Raw genomic sequence first — 14,405 nt, forward strand, 5'->3', positions numbered from 1 at the left:
ATTGAAATGCGCAAGGGGTCGATCTTTGGGGGCTGGCGTTCGCGCCCGCCTTGCGGCCTAAGAAGGGCATGGACGATCTGAAACGCCGCTGGGAGCGGCTGGCGCCCCATGTGACCGTCGTCGGTCCGGACGACGACAGGCCCCGCCCGGCGGTGCTGATGTTTCACGGCTGCGGCGGACTGCGCGAACATCTGCCGCGCTACGCCGAGGCGGCCAGGGCGGCGGGATGGCGCGCCTTCGTCGTCGATTCCTACGGGCCGCGCGGCTGGGGTCGGGCCTTCACCCTGACGACGGTCTGCACCGGGCTTGTGCTACGCGGGCGCGAGCGGGCGGGCGACGTCCTGGCGGCGATCCAGGCGGTGTCGGCGCGCCCCGACGTGGACGAGACGCGGCTGGCCCTGGCCGGCTGGAGCCACGGCGGCTGGTCGATCATGGAGCTGATGAGCGGCGAACGGAGCCCCGGCGCCATGGGCGTCGCCGATCCCCAGACCGCCGACCTGTCAGGGATCAAGGCGGTGTGGCTGATGTATCCCTACATCGGCCCGTTCGCCTTCAACCGGATGAAGCCGTGGCGGTTGTGTCCGCGCGTCCTGGCCGTGACCTGCAAGCGCGACCACCTGACCACGGTGCGCAACGCCGAACAGGTGAACGCCATGATCCGCGACTGCGGGGCCGAGGTGGAAAGCTGGATCGCGGTCGGCACTCACGCCTTCGACGAGGGAACGAACAACGGGCCGATGCGACACGACCCGGCCCTGACCGAGGAAGCGTTGCGCCGCTTTCAGGCCTTCCTGACCGATGTCTCTCCGCCGTTCTGAGCCCTGTCCTGGGGGCCCGGCAAGTCAGGCGGCCAGGGCGCCGGGGATGGCGTCGGGAAATTCGCCCCGACCCAAAAGGCCCGTCTCGAAGTCCATGAAGATGTCCATCAGTTCCTCGACGTTCGCGGGGGGCGCGCCGGGGGCGAAACGGAAGCGCCAGTAGCTGACGATGTGTTGGACCGCGCCCAGCTGGTCGCCCAGCTTGGCGAACATGGCCGGCGCATCCAGCAGGAAGTCGCGGAAGGCCGTGGGCTGACCCTCGCGCGTCAGCTTGGAGTAGGCGTCGTCATAGACGCGCAGGGTGCGGCTGACCTCGTCGCAGGTCTTGATGATCCGGGCGCGCAGGACGTCGCGGCTGCGGGACAGGAATTCGCGCGCGGCGTCGTCGGTCTTGCCGATAGGCTTGATGGTGCGCACGGCCTCGGCGACGGCGGCTACGTCGCCCAGCAGGGCCGACAGGGTCCATTTGTAATAGAGGAAGCCCTTCCAGCAGAAGACGCCCTCTTGATACTGCTCGGGCGCCAGGCGCAGGGTCAGGCGCAGGGCGTCCAGCTGGTCGCCGGGCGTATTGGACAGGATCTTCGCCGCCATGCGCGAGGCCGAATCGGAGGCCACGGCGATGGTGTCTCCGCCCAGGCTCAGCGTGACCAGGGGTTCGATCTCGGACCGAACGAAGGCCAGCATCCGCTGCAGGTCGCTGTCGCTGATCGAGAAGTAGCAGGGCGACGGATCCAGCCCGCCGCGTCGCAGCTGCTCGCGCAGCAGGAAGGGATCCAGCGACGGCAGCTTGTCGATCAGGCGCAGGGTTTCCAGGTCCGGATGGGACGACGGCACGCCGAACGCCTCCATCATCATTCGCTCGAAGCCGATCTGGTTGACGAAGAGGTAGCGGCCGCCGGTCTTCAGATCGTCCTCGTCGATGGGGATGATCACCTTGGTGGCGACCTGGCGGCGGCCGGTGAACAGGTCCGTCTCGTTGCGGCGCAGCCGGTGCTTGATGAACAGGGCGCGGTTCAGCGCCGTGGTGCGGAAGATGGGGCGCGCGGCCCAGTCGGCATTGCGCACGGCGCCGTCGGCGCGGCTGTCGCCGTTTTCCTCCCACACCCGCAGCAGGTTCAGGACCCGGGCGGTGGAGGCCGACCCCTTGAGGTGTTCGAGACTGCGGACGGCGCGATCAGACATGCGGCGCAATCTGCCACGGCAATGATGACCAATGGCTTAGCTTTGCGGGAAAAGAACGGGGATCGACGGAACGATCCCCGTTCGTCGGGCGCAAGGGCCCCGGATCAGAAGGCGGCGCTCACGGAGACCCAGAGACGGCGCGGCTCCTGATTGTTGGCGTATTCCGGCGCATAGGCGACCGGCGTCCCATAGGGCAGCAGGCTGACGAAATCCTTGTCGAACAGATTGTAGACCGCGGCATGGATGGTCAGGTGGTCGTCCACCCGATAGGCGCCGCCCAGATGGAACAGGCTGTAGGCGCCATAGTCGCCCAGCGCGTCCTGGGCCGCGCCCGCGCCGCGATAGCGTTCCGACCGATATTCGCCGCGCAGCCACAGATTCATCCGGTCCGTGGCCCGCCAGCGCAGTTGGCCATTGACCATGTGGCGCGGCGTGTCGGTCAGCGGCGCCCCGGCCGCCGCGCCGGACTTCTGCTCGCTGTCGGTGAAGGTGTAGTTGCCCTGGATCGTCCAGGCCTCGGCGAAGCGATAACGGGCCGTGGCCTCGATCCCCTGCGTCACCGCCTCGTCGATGTTCACCGACTGACCGAAGCTGGCGACGGTGGAGATATAGGGGGTGTAGAAGCCCACGTCGTAGCAGCCCGAGGTGTTGTAGCCGCCGGCCGAATACTGGGCGGCGGTCAGGCCGAACAGGCAGTTGGCGATGGGCACGCCGGTGGCGATCTTGTCGTCGAACTGGTTGTGGAACAGGGTCAGGCCGGCCCGCAGGCGGTCGTGGTCGTCATAGAGAACCGCGAACTCGGTCGAGGTCGAGGTCTCGGGCTTCAGGCCGGGACTGCCCAAGAGGGGCAGGCGGCCCTGGGCGCCGAAGCCGTTGATGCCCGAAGCCAGCTGTTCCAGCCGGGGGGTCTTGAAGCCCTGACTGACCCCGCCCTTGACGGTCCAGACCTCGGACGGGTTCCAGACCAGATAGGCGCGGGGGCTGAAATGGGCGCCGAAGGTCGAATGATCGTCGTGGCGAGCGCCGACCGTCAGGGCCAGGGCGTCGGTGAACCGCCATTCGTCCTCGGCGAAGACGGCCCATTGGGTGTGGCGGAAGGCGCCGGACACCACGCCGTCGGTCATCTCGGCCTCCCAGTGCTGGCCGCCGATGGTGAAGGTGTGCGCCCCCCACTGCGAGAACAGCTTGCTGTCGAGGATGCGGTTCTCGCTCTCAAGGGTGCGGGGGCCGCCCGCGCCGGCTACGCCATTGGGGATGATGCGGCCCTTCGTTTCCGTCCGGCCCACCGAATAGTTGGATTCCAGCACGCCGAAGGGCAGGCGCCAGTTGTGGGCGACGGCGAACTGGTCGCGGTTGAATTCCAGGAATTTGTCGTAGCCGCCGGCGGTGGTCGCCGTGCCCATCTGGCCCTTGGAGTTATCGTACCACTGACGCGCCAAATCGGCGTCGATCCACAGGTCGTGGTCGGGGTGCAGGTCGAAGGCCAGGCGGGCGCCGGCGGACCAGATCCGGTTGGCGGTGGCGCTGCGGCCGAAGCCGGTCACGGGCGCCTCGGCGCCGGAAACGTCCTGGAAGGTCAGGCGCGACTGTTCGCGCTCCGAGCGGGAGGCGCGCAGCGACAAGCCGACGCGGTCCTTGATCAGGGGGCCGGCCAGATAGAGGTCGCCGCCCCGGATCGGGCCGAATTCGTCGTCGCCCTGGACGGTGTAATGGGCGGTCGCCGCGCTGACCCAGCGATCGCCGATCTTGCGGGTGATGATGTTGACCACCCCGCCCATGGCGTCCGAACCATAGAGGGTGGAGACGGGGCCGCGCACCACCTCGACCCGTTCGATGGCCGATACGGGGGGCAGGAAGCTGGTCGCGGTCTCGCCGAAGCCGTTGGGCGTGACGCTGCCGGCCGTGTTCTGGCGGCGGCCGTCGATCAGGATCAGGGTGTAGTCCGAACCCATGCCCCGGATGTTGATGGTCTGGCCGCCCGACTTGCCGACGGCCGCGCCGGTGTCGACGCCTTCGACCGTGTTCAGGATCTCGGCGATGGAGACCGCGCGCGTCTCTTCGATCTCGGCCCGGGGCAGGACGCTGATCGAGGCCGGGGCCTGGTTGATCCGTTGCTCGAATCCGGCCGCCGTGACGACCACCTCGCCCAGTTCCGCCACGGGCGCCGCTGGTCCCCGTGACTGGTCGTCGGCGGCCGGATTCGCCTGGGCGGCGACGCCGGCGGTGGTCAGCATGAGAACGAAGGCGGCGCCGGACAGCAGCCGGGCGCGGGTCGAGACGGTCATAAGCAGAAAGGCCCCTTATTTGCGAGCGCCTCTCAACATCATTCGCAAGCTTGACCAAGGGGGGTGCGCCCATCGGTCGCAAGGAAGTCGGCATGGCTGCGCCGCTGGTCAGGACGGCGGGGCGGGCCTAGAAGGACGACATGCAGTTGATCGACATCCTGATCGCCCTCGCCATCCTGGCCGTGACCGTCACCCTGGGGCTGGGGCTCTATTCGCTGTTCCGAGGCGGCGACTATGCGCGGACCCATTCCAACCGGTTGATGCGGCTGCGCGTCGCCCTGCAGGCCGTGGCGGTGCTGTTGCTGGTCGGCGGCATGGTGTGGAAGGCGACCAGCGGAGGGTGAGGCCATGGTGACGCTGAACAAGATCTACACCCGCACCGGCGACGAGGGCCGCACACGGCTGGCGTCGGGCGCGCCCGTGTCCAAGACGGACCGCCGGGTCGAAGCCTATGGCGCGGTGGACGAGTTGAACGCCGTCATCGGCGTGGCCCGGCTGAACAGCGGTCAGAACGACCGGATCGACGCCATGCTGGGTCGTATCCAGAACGAGCTGTTCGACCTGGGCGCCGACCTGGCCACCCCGCTGGACCCGCCCCCCGCCTGGGAGGCGCTGCGCATCCTGGACAGCCAGGTCGAACGGCTGGAGCGCGAGATCGACTGGATGAACGAGAGCCTGAAGCCGCTGGACAGCTTCATCCTGCCGGGCGGTTCGCCCCTATCGGCCCATCTTCACGTCGCCCGCACCGTCTGTCGCCGCGCCGAGCGCGAGGCGGTGCGGTTGATGGAAAGCGGGGTCGAGGTGAACCCGGCGGCGGTGAAATATCTGAATCGCCTGTCCGACCATCTGTTCGTCGCCGGCCGCCGCGCCAACGCCAACGGGGCCGACGACGTCAAATGGAAGCCCGGCGCGACGCGCTGATCTTTCCCATCAGGTCGCCGGGCGGGCGGCGGCCAGGGCGGCCTTCTGGCGTTCGACCTCGGCGGCGCGGGCGCGGTCCTGGGCGGCCAGTTCGCTTTCGATGCGCACCAGTTCGCGGTTCTTCTCTTCGGAGGCCTGGGCGCGCGAGACGCCGATGGGCCGGCCGGTGATCTGGGCGATGGAGATGGGCTGGGCGCAGATGCGATTGTCCATGTCGTACCATTTGCCGGCCGCCTCGCAGCGTTTGCCGGGCGCGACCCAGTAATCCTGCAAGGCGAAAATGCCGATGACCGCCAGGCCGAAGACGCCCGCGAACAGCATCGCCAGGCGGGGAAAGGTCAGAAAACGCTTCATGTCTCGGTCCGCTAGGGCGGGTCCGGCCTTGAAACCTGACGCCGCGTTACATTGACAGGCCTTCGCGACCGCTCCATGTCCTCTGCCCACACATTCAGGCGATTTCACGGATAGACCCATGAAGGTACTCGTCCCCGTCAAACGGGTGATCGACTATAACGTCAAGGCCCGCGTCAAGGCGGATCAGTCGGGCGTCGATCTGGCCAACGTCAAAATGAGCATGAACCCCTTCGACGAGATCGCGGTCGAAGAGGCGGTTCGTCTCAAGGAAGGCAAGGAGCATCATGCCGCCGGAACCGCGACCGAGATCGTGGTCGTCTCCATCGGCGTGACCCAGGCCCAGGAAACCATCCGCACGGCCCTGGCCATGGGCGCGGATCGCGGCCTGCTGATCCAGTCGGATACGGATCTTGAGCCGCTGGCGGTCGCCAAGCTGCTGAAGGCGGTGGTCGACGAGGAGAAGCCCGATCTGGTCCTGATGGGCAAACAGTCCATCGACGGCGACAACAATGCCGTGGGCCAGATGTTGGCCGCCCTCTTGGACTGGCCCCAGGCCACCTTCGCCGGCAAGCTGGTCATCGACGGCGGCAAGGCCACGGTGACGCGCGAAGTCGACGGCGGCCTTCAAACGATTGCGGCCGACCTGCCCGCCGTGGTGACGGTGGACCTGCGGCTGAATACGCCGCGCTATGCGTCGCTGCCCAACATCATGAAGGCCAAGAAGAAGGAGATCGCCGTCAAGGCGGTCGCCGACTACGGCGTCGACGTCGCTGATCGTCTGAAGGTCGTGAAGGTCACTGAACCGCCCAAGCGTTCCGCCGGGGTCAAGGTCGCCGACGCCGCCGAACTGGTTTCCAAGCTCAAGTCCGCGGGAGCGCTGTAATATGGCTGTCCTCGTCATCGCCGATCACGACGGTTCGACCGTTCGCGACACCACCAACAAGACCGTGACCGCCGCTCTGGGCCTGTCGTCCGACGTGGACGTTCTGGTCGTCGGGCAGGGGGCGCAGGCCGCCGCCGACAGCGCCGCCAAGATCGCGGGCGTCCGCAAGGTGCTGCTGGCCGAAAGCGCCGGTCTGGGCCACGGCCTGGCCGAGGCGGTCGAGGCGACCGTCGTGCCGCTGGCCGCTGAGTATGATGCGATCCTGACCCCGGCCTCGACCGACGGCAAGAATTTCGCGCCGCGCATCGCCGCCAAGCTGGACGTGGCCCCGATCTCCGACATCGTCGAGGTCGTGTCCCCCGACACCTTCGTGCGGCCCATCTATGCGGGCAATGCGCTGGAGACGGTGCAGTCGTCCGACGCCAAGAAGGTCATCACCGTGCGTCCGACGGCCTTCAACGCCGCCGCCGAAGGCGGTTCGGCCTCGGTCGAATCCGTCGCCGGCGCCGATGCGCCCAAGACCGCCTTCGTCTCGGAGGAAATGGTCAAGTCGGACCGTCCCGAACTGGGCGCCGCAAAGATCATCGTTTCGGGCGGCCGGGCCCTGGGTTCGGCGGAAGAGTTCCATGCCGTCATGGAGCCCCTGGCCGACAAGCTGGGCGCCGCCATCGGCGCCTCGCGCGCGGCGGTCGATGCGGGCTATGCGCCCAACGACTATCAGGTCGGTCAGACCGGCAAGGTGGTCGCGCCTCAGCTCTATGTCGCCATCGGCATCTCGGGCGCCATCCAGCACCTGGCGGGGATGAAGGACTCCAAGACCATCGTCGCTATCAACAAGGACCCCGACGCTCCGATCTTCCAGGTCGCGGATTACGGCCTGGTCGCCGACTACAAGACCGCCGTGCCCGAACTGATGGCCGCCCTGGGCTGAGGCCCGGTCCGCCAAGTCGATAGGGAGGGGCGCGACGTCGGACGTCGCGCCCTTCTTCGTCTGTGAAACCGCCCATGGCCCAACTGCAGATCAAGCTTCAGCCCGGCGCCGCCGCCGACCGGATCGACGGCTGGGACGCCGATCCCGACGGTCGACGCGTGCTGAAGGTCCGCGTGCGCGCCCGTCCGGTGGACGGAGAGGCCAACGTCGCCCTGATCAAACTCCTGGCCAAGGCCCTGGGCGTGCCGAAGTCGTCGCTGGCCCTGGCGCGCGGGGGTCAGTCGCGCCTGAAGATGATCACCGTCGAGGGATTGGACGAGGCCACCCTGGCCGAGCGCCTGAACGGGATCGCACGGCCGGAGTGAACGTTGTCTACGGCGAAGTCTGCAGAGAGGCATTAGTCCCGGCCCCGCGCGGGACGCCGCTCTTGTTGCCGTCAGCAAGGGCAGAAGCCCGGCATGGCGGCGGTGCGACTATAGATTTCACCTATGTTCCCAACAGGGGCCAAGCGTTTCAGATGCTTGATGCGCCCAGTCGGCCACATTCCCGCTCTGGGCTTGCAAGCGGTAATCGACGAAACCGTCGCCAGACATTCCCGTCGCCCAAATGGTGACAGCCGCTCCATTAACGAGGCGCCTTGGGGCTGGATAAACGAAATGGCGCGGGCCGGTTCGATTGAGGTCGGGCATCACAAGACCGCCTAGCGGGAAGTGGTTCAGGCTGGATGCGACATCCTCCAACACGGGGCATGATGAACCGGAAGTCCAGCGCACCTGCTCAGGCCCCGCAGACGTCATGAGGCTCCGTCTAGCCACCCATTCCGATACGCCGCTTTCTGCGCGACGTGTGTATATTTCGGTCGCCCAAATTCCATTTTCTTCAATGGCGAATCCCGCACGGAAGTCCAATCCCGCCGGAGCGTTAGCCCGGCTGGCTGCAACGCCCAGATCGCTTGCGGCCAGTATAAGGACGCTGAATGTTATGAGCCACATTGCTGACCATTCGGATTGATTTGGGCCCCAATGTAATTCCCTCGAAGGGCGGCTTCAATATACTTTTGTTTATAGACATCCATATGTATCGAAGGTGTTTGGTCCTCGCTAACCAAACTATCGGCTCCGAAATAGATTTTGGCGCCTTGGCCGAGCACCTGAACGGGATCGCAGGCGCGGCCTAAGCGTTGTCCCAGGCGAAGGCCGCAAAGGGATCGCCCATGACCGAAGTCCTCCACGCCCGAAGCGGCGTCGTGCTCGAACACCGCGACGACGACTACCGCCTGACCAGTCTGCGCCTGGAGAACCCGCGCGATTTCGACGATCTCGCCACGGCCGAACAGGCGTTCGAGGCCGAGGTCCGCCTCTCCGAGAACGACCCCGAGATCGTGTCCCGCCTGGGTGGCGCCTGACGTAGACCACGCCAGGAGAAATGGCGCACCCGACAGGATTCCTCGTGCCGACCTGCTGGTAGGCCGAGCTATCGGCTGCTGATTGGGCGTCGTCAGCCATGATGATACTCCGCGAATCGGATGGATGAGCCGCGAAGCAGAGTCCTCGGATGGGCTGGGGTCAACGTCTCGAACGGTGCCGCACGACCGTCTCTGACGTCAGGCGGAGTCTTTCCTGCCAATCTTCCACCGCTATGGTCAGCAGGTCGCGGCAGGTCGCGTTGAGGGGGAGAAGTTTAGCCATGTGGAAGCTGGATCATGTCGTCCCGGCGTCTGACGTTGATTTGGAGGAACGGCGCCTTGGCGAAGTTCTGGCGAGCGCGGGCTACGATGTTGGGAAGTTGACGTTGAGCGGTTTGGCCCAGCAGGTGCTGGCCGAGCGGGCGAAGGCCACGGTGATGGCCATCGGGATCGAACCGTCGAACTGGCCACATTTTCCGCTGGGCAATGGCGGCGTCGAAGTGCGCTTCCAGTTCAGCCGCGAGGCGGATCAGGTGAACGCGAAGATGGCCTTGGCTTAAAAGCCGTTGAATTTAACGCTACGTCGGCTTGTTTTCGCGTATCATTGGTGGCCGGATCACATGGAGGCCACCATGACGCTTGAGACTTTCCGCCAAAGCCTTCTGTCGTTCTCTATCGCAGAGTGGGCCATTGTCGCCGTCGTCGTCATTTCCTTTGTTGCCGTCACAACGACGGTCGGCTTCGTAATGGGGCCGATTGTGGGCTACTCCGTCGTCATGCTCTCTCGACGGGCCAAGCGTCGGGGAACAGCCTTTGAGGCGGAGAAATCGGCCTCTACGACCAAATAGCTCATCCGGCGAAGCACTCCTGACGGTCTTCTTGAACCGTCTTCAGCGTGCGCGAGATGGCCGTCACCGTGGTCGTGGAGGCACGATGTAGGCGGGCGGTGGCCCGGATGCCCTGACCGGCTTCCAACGACCTCCTGATCGCTTCTACGCGGTCCTGCGTGTGGATCGGCGTGGAAAAGGGACCCCGTTAGCGGTGTGATCGGCGTCGAATAAGGACCCCTCATTCCTGAGGTCTAACGGTGGCGGCTTGGCGGATGTCAGGCGGCGAGTTCGGGATGTTGGTGTTGGAGACGGTGTTGAGGATCCGGCGCGAGTTTGCGTCCGGCAAGGCGATCAAAGCGATCGCGCGTGACCTTCGATTGTCGCGCAAGGTGGTTCGCAAGGCGATCCGGGAGCCGGATGCGGAGTTCGCCTATCGGCGGGCGGTGCAGCCGTTGCCAAGGCTGGGGCCGTTCCAGGCCAGGCTCGATGAACTGCTGGAAGAGGACGAGGCGCGGCCGCGGCGCGAGAAGCTGCGGATGACGCGGGTCCATGACCTACTGGTGCGCGAGGGGTTCGACGGGTCGTATGACGCGGTCCGGCGCTACGCGGCGGGGTGGCGGCTGAAGCGACGCCGGGGCGTGGCGGATGCACCGTCGTTCATCCCGCTGATGTTCAGGCCGGGCGAAGCCTACCAGTTCGACTGGAGCCACGAGGACGTGGAGATCGCGGGCAAGCCGATGCGGGTGAAGGTGGCGCACATGCGACTGTGCGCGTCACGCGCGATCTATGTTCGGGCCTACCCGCGCGAGACCCAGGAGATGCTGTTCGACGCGCATGCGCGGGCGTTCGCCTTCTTCGGCGGGGTGCCGACGCGCGGGATCTACGACAACATGAAGACGGCGGTGACGACTGTGTTCACGGGCAAGGACCGGCTGTTCAACCGGCGCTTCCTGGTCATGGCGAGCCACTACATGGTGGAGCCGACGGCTTGCTCGCCGGCGGCGGGCTGGGAGAAGGGCCAGGTCGAGCACCAGGTCCAGACGGCGCGGGGACGGTTCTTCCAGCCGCGCCTGCGCTTCACCAGCCTGGAGGAGTTGAACGGCTGGCTGGAGGCCGAATGCCGTCGCTGGGGCGAGCTGCGCCAGCATCCCGAGCAGAAGGAGCTGACGGTCGCCCAGGCCCTGGCCGCCGAGCGCCCGGCGCTGCAGCCCATGCTGGGCCCGTTCGACGGCTTCCACGAGAGCGAGCACGCGGTGACCGGGACCTGCCTGATCAGCTTCGACCGCAACCGCTACTCGGTGATGGCTAGAGCGGGACGCCGTACGGTGCAGGTCCGCGCCTATGCCGACCGGATCGTCGTGCGTTGCGAGGGTGAGGTCGTCGCCGACCATCGCCGGTTCTTCGGTCGAGACCGCACCCTGTATGACCCATGGCATTACCTGCCGGTGCTGGCGACCAAGCCCGGCGCCCTGCGCAATGGCGCGCCGTTCCAGGACTGGGAGCTACCGCCCGCCCTGGCGCGCCTGAGGCGCAAGCTGGGTGCGGGTGACGAAGCCGATCGCCGGTTCGTGCGGGTTCTGGCGGCTGTGCTGGAAGACGGCCTGGAGCCGGTCGAGGCCGCCGCGCGCGAGGCGCTCGCTGCCGGGACCGTGAGCGACGACGTCATCCTCAACATCCTGGCGCGCCGACGCGAACCGCCCCGGCCGCTGAGCATCGTCACGTCGGATGACCTTGCCCTGCGGCATCCGCCTCAGGCGGACTGCGACCGCTACGACAGTCTGCGAGGCCTGCATGCAGCGGCATGAGATGATGGCGGCCCTGACCGGCCTGGGCCTCAAGGGCATGGCCGGCGCCTTCGACGAGGCGGTCACCACCGGCCTGCAGCGCAAGCGCACGACCATGGAGATCCTCGCCGACCTGCTCCGCGCCGAGACGACCCACCGGCATGCGGCTTCCATCCGGTACCGGATGGCGGCAGCCAAGCTGCCGGCCGTGAAGGACCTGGACGCCTTCGTGTTCGACGACACGCCGATCAACGAGGGGCTGGTGCGCTCGCTGCACAGCGGCGCCTTCCTGGCGAACCGGCGCAACATCGTGCTGGTCGGCGGGACAGGCACGGGCAAGACCCACCTGGCCACCGCCATCATCACCAACGTCGTGCGCGCCGGGGCGCGTGGCCGCTACTTCAACACCGTCGACCTGGTGAACCGCCTCGAGGAGGAGACCCGCCTGGGCAAGGCCGGTGCGCTGGCTGCTCACCTCTGCCGCCTCGACGTCGTGGTCCTCGACGAGCTCGGCTACCTGCCGTTCGCACGCTCCGGCGGCCAGTTGCTGTTCCACCTGATCAGCAAGCTCTACGAACGGACCTCGGTGATCGTCACGACCAACCTCGCCTTCGGCGAATGGCCGACCGTGTTCGGCGATCCCAAGATGACGACGGCCCTGCTCGACCGCATCACCCACCACTGCGACATCGTCGAGACCGGCAACGACAGCTGGCGCTTCAAGCACCGCAGCTGACCCCACCAAAAGAACGCCAAGCGAGGGTTGAGCCTCCGGTCGGGCTACGCCCTCCCTACGCCCCAACCCTCGCAAGCGGTGCGCTCGTGACGTCCATCACGAACCCCAAAAGGGGGTCCCTATTGCACGCCGATAGGGGGTCCCTTTTAGACGCCGATTGACAATCCGGGCCACCGCCCGCCTACATCGTGCCTCCACGACCACGGTGACGGCCATCTCGCGCACGCTGAAGACGGTTCAAGAAGACCGTCAGGAGTGCTTCGCCGGATGAGCTATTTGGTCGTAGAGGCCGATTTCTCCGCCTCAAAGGCTGTTCCCCGACGCTTGGCCCGTCGAGAGAGCATGACGACGGAGTAGCCCACAATCGGCCCCATTACGAAGCCGACCGTCGTTGTGACGGCAACAAAGGAAATGACGACGACGGCGACAATGGCCCACTCTGCGATAGAGAACGACAGAAGGCTTTGGCGGAAAGTCTCAAGCGTCATGGTGGCCTCCATGTGATCCGGCCACCAATGATACGCGAAAACAAGCCGACGTAGCGTTAAATTCAACGGCTTTTAAGCCAAGGCCATCTTCGCGTTCACCTGATCCGCCTCGCGGCTGAACTGGAAGCGCACTTCGACGCCGCCATTGCCCAGCGGAAAATGTGGCCAGTTCGACGGTTCGATCCCGATGGCCATCACCGTGGCCTTCGCCCGCTCGGCCAGCACCTGCTGGGCCAAACCGCTCAACGTCAACTTCCCAACATCGTAGCCCGCGCTCGCCAGAACTTCGCCAAGGCGCCGTTCCTCCAAATCAACGTCAGACGCCGGGACGACATGATCCAGCTTCCACATGGCTAAACTTCTCCCCCTCAACGCGACCTGCCGCGACCTGCTGACCATAGCGGTGGAAGATTGGCAGGAAAGACTCCGCCTGACGTCAGAGACGGTCGTGCGGCACCGTTCGAGACGTTGACCCCAGCCCATCCGAGGACTCTGCTTCGCGGCTCATCCATCCGATTCGCGGAGTATCATCATGGCTGACGACGCCCAATCAGCAGCCGATAGCTCGGCCTACCAGCAGGTCGGCACGAGGAATCCTGTCGGGTGCGCCACTTCCTCAAAACCTATTGAAAACGCTACAGGTTTACCGTCTGCGGGACCGTTTTGCGGCGATGTCTACACAACCTGTCTACACAATTCGACCGACGATCATGGCCTAACGCCCTCTAATCATTGGGTTAATCGTCAAAGCAGCGTCTACACAAAGCGTCTACACATTGTTCGAACGCATTTGGTCGAGAAACGCGGTCAGATTCACTATCGGCGACGTGTTCCCGAGTCTTTGCGCGGGGTCGTCGGCAAGAAGGAAATCTGGAGATCGTTGGGGACGGACAGCCCCACGGTCGCCAAGCGTCGCGCTTGAGAGATAGATTATTAGTCTCGGTCTTTAGCGACCCTCGCTACGAACCGAGAGCCTGTCCAGATGGCCACTTCTTGGGTCACGGGACAATCGCGCAGCGCACCCGTGGCTCGTGCGATGGCGGCTTCGTCAGATGGCAGTGTTGCCGGGCTGAAATGACGCCCATTCGCCGACGAGGGCAGCGTGTAGAACGTGTATCCGTCCATCCTGAACCCAAGCATCTCCCTCAAGAAGCAGCCCGGCAGAGATAAAGGGTTGAGGGGGGTCAAGCCTAATCCACTGGCCGGGCTGGGCCGGTCTCGCACGACGACCGAGCCTCGCTATTAAACTCACATTTCACATCAATAGGCGAGGACCAAAAACCGTGGTTCTCGGAGGTAGGTCAGGGTGTCGGCGGCGTTGCGCGAGCTACTCCGTTGTGGTGCCGTCGAAATGCTCTTCGCTGGCCTCAGCTTCCCCTTTAGTGGAGCGCACGATTCCGTCCTTGTGATCGGGGGGGCCGTAGACAGTGTAGAGTTTCAGCTTTTTGTCGCCGGTATTGATTACGTTGTGGCGGGCACCCGCTGGCACGACAATCGCGTCATCCGCTTTGATCTTCGTCCGCTGGTTATCGATCCACACTTCTCCCTCGCCCTTTTCGATGCGGAAGAACTGGTCGTGGTCGTCGTGAACTTCTTCGCCGATTTCCTCGCCGGGTCGCAAAGCCATCAGCACCAGTTGAAGGTGCTTGCCTGTGTAGAGCACCCTGCGGAAATCCTTGTTCTCGACCGTCAACCGGTCAATGTCATCGACAAAACCCCTCATCACGCTCTCCTCTATTGCGTTATGGTGACGCTACCATATTCGATGGTGGAAACCATTGATATGCA

General features: G+C 65.4%; 18 protein-coding genes. 12 read left to right on the top strand and 6 right to left on the bottom strand.

What is annotated here, in order from left to right:
- The first annotated feature begins 68 nt into the window (after window positions 1–68).
- The gene (locus ACWPV3_RS03750) at window positions 69–818 is read left to right on the top strand and encodes a dienelactone hydrolase family protein (RefSeq protein WP_312735410.1); all 750 of its coding nucleotides are present in this window, start codon (window positions 69–71) and stop codon (window positions 816–818) included.
- Between the two features lie 24 nt (window positions 819–842).
- On the opposite strand, the gene ACWPV3_RS03755 is transcribed toward ACWPV3_RS03750, so the two are convergent.
- A complete protein-coding gene (locus tag ACWPV3_RS03755; RefSeq protein WP_453976893.1) occupies window positions 843–2,000 on the bottom strand; it encodes a hypothetical protein in 1,158 nt (385 codons plus the stop codon).
- 104 nt (window positions 2,001–2,104) lie between these two features.
- Window positions 2,105–4,285 carry a TonB-dependent receptor domain-containing protein gene (locus ACWPV3_RS03760; protein ID WP_453976894.1) on the bottom strand — a complete coding sequence of 727 codons (2,181 nt, stop codon included), beginning with the start codon at window positions 4,283–4,285 and terminating at the stop codon, window positions 2,105–2,107.
- A gap of 140 nt (window positions 4,286–4,425) precedes the next feature.
- Between ACWPV3_RS03760 and ACWPV3_RS03765 the strand changes: the two genes are divergently transcribed.
- Together ACWPV3_RS03765 and ACWPV3_RS03770 are read left to right on the top strand one after the other, a co-directional pair.
- Complete coding sequence (locus tag ACWPV3_RS03765) at window positions 4,426–4,629, top strand: twin transmembrane helix small protein (RefSeq protein ID WP_292086532.1); 204 nt, start codon at window positions 4,426–4,428, stop codon at window positions 4,627–4,629.
- Window positions 4,630–4,633: 4 nt separating this feature from the next.
- Window positions 4,634–5,206: a cob(I)yrinic acid a,c-diamide adenosyltransferase gene (locus ACWPV3_RS03770; RefSeq protein ID WP_453976895.1), complete on the top strand. Its 573-nt coding sequence runs from the start codon at window positions 4,634–4,636 to the stop codon at window positions 5,204–5,206.
- 9 nt (window positions 5,207–5,215) lie between these two features.
- On the opposite strand, the gene ACWPV3_RS03775 is transcribed toward ACWPV3_RS03770, so the two are convergent.
- The gene (locus ACWPV3_RS03775) at window positions 5,216–5,560 is read right to left on the bottom strand and encodes a hypothetical protein (protein ID WP_292086534.1); all 345 of its coding nucleotides are present in this window, start codon (window positions 5,558–5,560) and stop codon (window positions 5,216–5,218) included.
- A gap of 118 nt (window positions 5,561–5,678) precedes the next feature.
- Between ACWPV3_RS03775 and ACWPV3_RS03780 the strand changes: the two genes are divergently transcribed.
- From ACWPV3_RS03780 to istB, 8 genes are all read left to right on the top strand, one after another.
- A complete protein-coding gene (locus ACWPV3_RS03780) occupies window positions 5,679–6,443 on the top strand; it encodes an electron transfer flavoprotein subunit beta/FixA family protein (RefSeq protein WP_312735418.1) in 765 nt (254 codons plus the stop codon).
- A 1-nt stretch (window position 6,444) separates the two neighbouring features.
- Window positions 6,445–7,374 (top strand): electron transfer flavoprotein subunit alpha/FixB family protein, encoded by a 930-nt coding sequence (locus ACWPV3_RS03785; protein WP_453976896.1) that lies wholly within the window; start codon window positions 6,445–6,447, stop codon window positions 7,372–7,374.
- Between the two features lie 74 nt (window positions 7,375–7,448).
- Window positions 7,449–7,739, top strand: coding sequence for a DUF167 domain-containing protein (locus ACWPV3_RS03790; protein ID WP_453976897.1), 291 nt, complete (start codon window positions 7,449–7,451; stop codon window positions 7,737–7,739).
- Between the two features lie 848 nt (window positions 7,740–8,587).
- Window positions 8,588–8,779, top strand: a complete 192-nt coding sequence (locus ACWPV3_RS03795) for a hypothetical protein (RefSeq protein ID WP_453976898.1) — start codon at window positions 8,588–8,590, stop codon at window positions 8,777–8,779.
- A gap of 281 nt (window positions 8,780–9,060) precedes the next feature.
- Window positions 9,061–9,339 (top strand): hypothetical protein, encoded by a 279-nt coding sequence (locus tag ACWPV3_RS03800; RefSeq protein WP_045811806.1) that lies wholly within the window; start codon window positions 9,061–9,063, stop codon window positions 9,337–9,339.
- Window positions 9,340–9,411: 72 nt separating this feature from the next.
- On the top strand, window positions 9,412–9,627 hold the full coding sequence (locus ACWPV3_RS03805; protein WP_453976899.1) for a hypothetical protein: 216 nt from the start codon (window positions 9,412–9,414) through the stop codon (window positions 9,625–9,627).
- A 275-nt stretch (window positions 9,628–9,902) separates the two neighbouring features.
- Entirely contained in the window at window positions 9,903–11,414 is a 1,512-nt protein-coding gene (gene istA, locus ACWPV3_RS03810; protein WP_374036561.1) for an IS21 family transposase, read from the top strand.
- Window positions 11,401–12,129: an IS21-like element helper ATPase IstB gene (istB, locus tag ACWPV3_RS03815; protein ID WP_128115569.1), complete on the top strand. Its 729-nt coding sequence runs from the start codon at window positions 11,401–11,403 to the stop codon at window positions 12,127–12,129. Before istA ends, istB begins: the two co-directional genes overlap by 14 nt.
- A 272-nt stretch (window positions 12,130–12,401) precedes the next feature.
- Here istB and ACWPV3_RS03820 read toward each other — a convergent pair whose 3' ends face one another.
- Window positions 12,402–12,617: a hypothetical protein gene (locus ACWPV3_RS03820; RefSeq protein ID WP_453976899.1), complete on the bottom strand. Its 216-nt coding sequence runs from the start codon at window positions 12,615–12,617 to the stop codon at window positions 12,402–12,404.
- A gap of 72 nt (window positions 12,618–12,689) precedes the next feature.
- Window positions 12,690–12,968: a hypothetical protein gene (locus ACWPV3_RS03825; protein WP_045811806.1), complete on the bottom strand. Its 279-nt coding sequence runs from the start codon at window positions 12,966–12,968 to the stop codon at window positions 12,690–12,692.
- A gap of 181 nt (window positions 12,969–13,149) precedes the next feature.
- Here ACWPV3_RS03825 and ACWPV3_RS03830 point away from each other — a divergent pair, with 181 nt between their 5' ends.
- Window positions 13,150–13,539, top strand: a complete 390-nt coding sequence (locus ACWPV3_RS03830; RefSeq protein WP_453976900.1) for a DUF6538 domain-containing protein — start codon at window positions 13,150–13,152, stop codon at window positions 13,537–13,539.
- 405 nt (window positions 13,540–13,944) lie between these two features.
- On the opposite strand, the gene ACWPV3_RS03835 is transcribed toward ACWPV3_RS03830, so the two are convergent.
- The gene (locus ACWPV3_RS03835) at window positions 13,945–14,340 is read right to left on the bottom strand and encodes a cupin domain-containing protein (RefSeq protein ID WP_138142023.1); all 396 of its coding nucleotides are present in this window, start codon (window positions 14,338–14,340) and stop codon (window positions 13,945–13,947) included.
- Window positions 14,341–14,405: the final 65 nt, after the last annotated feature.

The organism is Brevundimonas sp. Marseille-Q4549 (assembly GCF_976940555.1).

Excerpts from the sequence above, each read along its gene's own strand:
- ACWPV3_RS03765 (WP_292086532.1), top strand. The coding sequence starts at position 4,426 with ATGCAGTTGATCGACATCCTGATCGCCCTCGCCATCCTGGCCGTGACC.
- ACWPV3_RS03825 (WP_045811806.1), bottom strand. The coding sequence starts at position 12,968 with ATGTGGAAGCTGGATCATGTCGTCCCGGCGTCTGACGTTGATTTGGAG.
- ACWPV3_RS03785 (WP_453976896.1), top strand. The coding sequence starts at position 6,445 with ATGGCTGTCCTCGTCATCGCCGATCACGACGGTTCGACCGTTCGCGAC.
- ACWPV3_RS03805 (WP_453976899.1), top strand. The coding sequence starts at position 9,412 with ATGACGCTTGAGACTTTCCGCCAAAGCCTTCTGTCGTTCTCTATCGCA.
- ACWPV3_RS03750 (WP_312735410.1), top strand. The coding sequence starts at position 69 with ATGGACGATCTGAAACGCCGCTGGGAGCGGCTGGCGCCCCATGTGACC.
- istA (WP_374036561.1), top strand. The coding sequence starts at position 9,903 with ATGTTGGTGTTGGAGACGGTGTTGAGGATCCGGCGCGAGTTTGCGTCC.
- istB (WP_128115569.1), top strand. The coding sequence starts at position 11,401 with ATGCAGCGGCATGAGATGATGGCGGCCCTGACCGGCCTGGGCCTCAAG.
- ACWPV3_RS03820 (WP_453976899.1), bottom strand. The coding sequence starts at position 12,617 with ATGACGCTTGAGACTTTCCGCCAAAGCCTTCTGTCGTTCTCTATCGCA.
- ACWPV3_RS03795 (WP_453976898.1), top strand. The coding sequence starts at position 8,588 with ATGACCGAAGTCCTCCACGCCCGAAGCGGCGTCGTGCTCGAACACCGC.
- ACWPV3_RS03790 (WP_453976897.1), top strand. The coding sequence starts at position 7,449 with ATGGCCCAACTGCAGATCAAGCTTCAGCCCGGCGCCGCCGCCGACCGG.
- ACWPV3_RS03770 (WP_453976895.1), top strand. The coding sequence starts at position 4,634 with ATGGTGACGCTGAACAAGATCTACACCCGCACCGGCGACGAGGGCCGC.
- ACWPV3_RS03755 (WP_453976893.1), bottom strand. The coding sequence starts at position 2,000 with ATGTCTGATCGCGCCGTCCGCAGTCTCGAACACCTCAAGGGGTCGGCC.
- ACWPV3_RS03800 (WP_045811806.1), top strand. The coding sequence starts at position 9,061 with ATGTGGAAGCTGGATCATGTCGTCCCGGCGTCTGACGTTGATTTGGAG.
- ACWPV3_RS03780 (WP_312735418.1), top strand. The coding sequence starts at position 5,679 with ATGAAGGTACTCGTCCCCGTCAAACGGGTGATCGACTATAACGTCAAG.
- ACWPV3_RS03835 (WP_138142023.1), bottom strand. The coding sequence starts at position 14,340 with ATGAGGGGTTTTGTCGATGACATTGACCGGTTGACGGTCGAGAACAAG.
- ACWPV3_RS03830 (WP_453976900.1), top strand. The coding sequence starts at position 13,150 with ATGGCTGACGACGCCCAATCAGCAGCCGATAGCTCGGCCTACCAGCAG.
- ACWPV3_RS03760 (WP_453976894.1), bottom strand. The coding sequence starts at position 4,285 with ATGACCGTCTCGACCCGCGCCCGGCTGCTGTCCGGCGCCGCCTTCGTT.
- ACWPV3_RS03775 (WP_292086534.1), bottom strand. The coding sequence starts at position 5,560 with ATGAAGCGTTTTCTGACCTTTCCCCGCCTGGCGATGCTGTTCGCGGGC.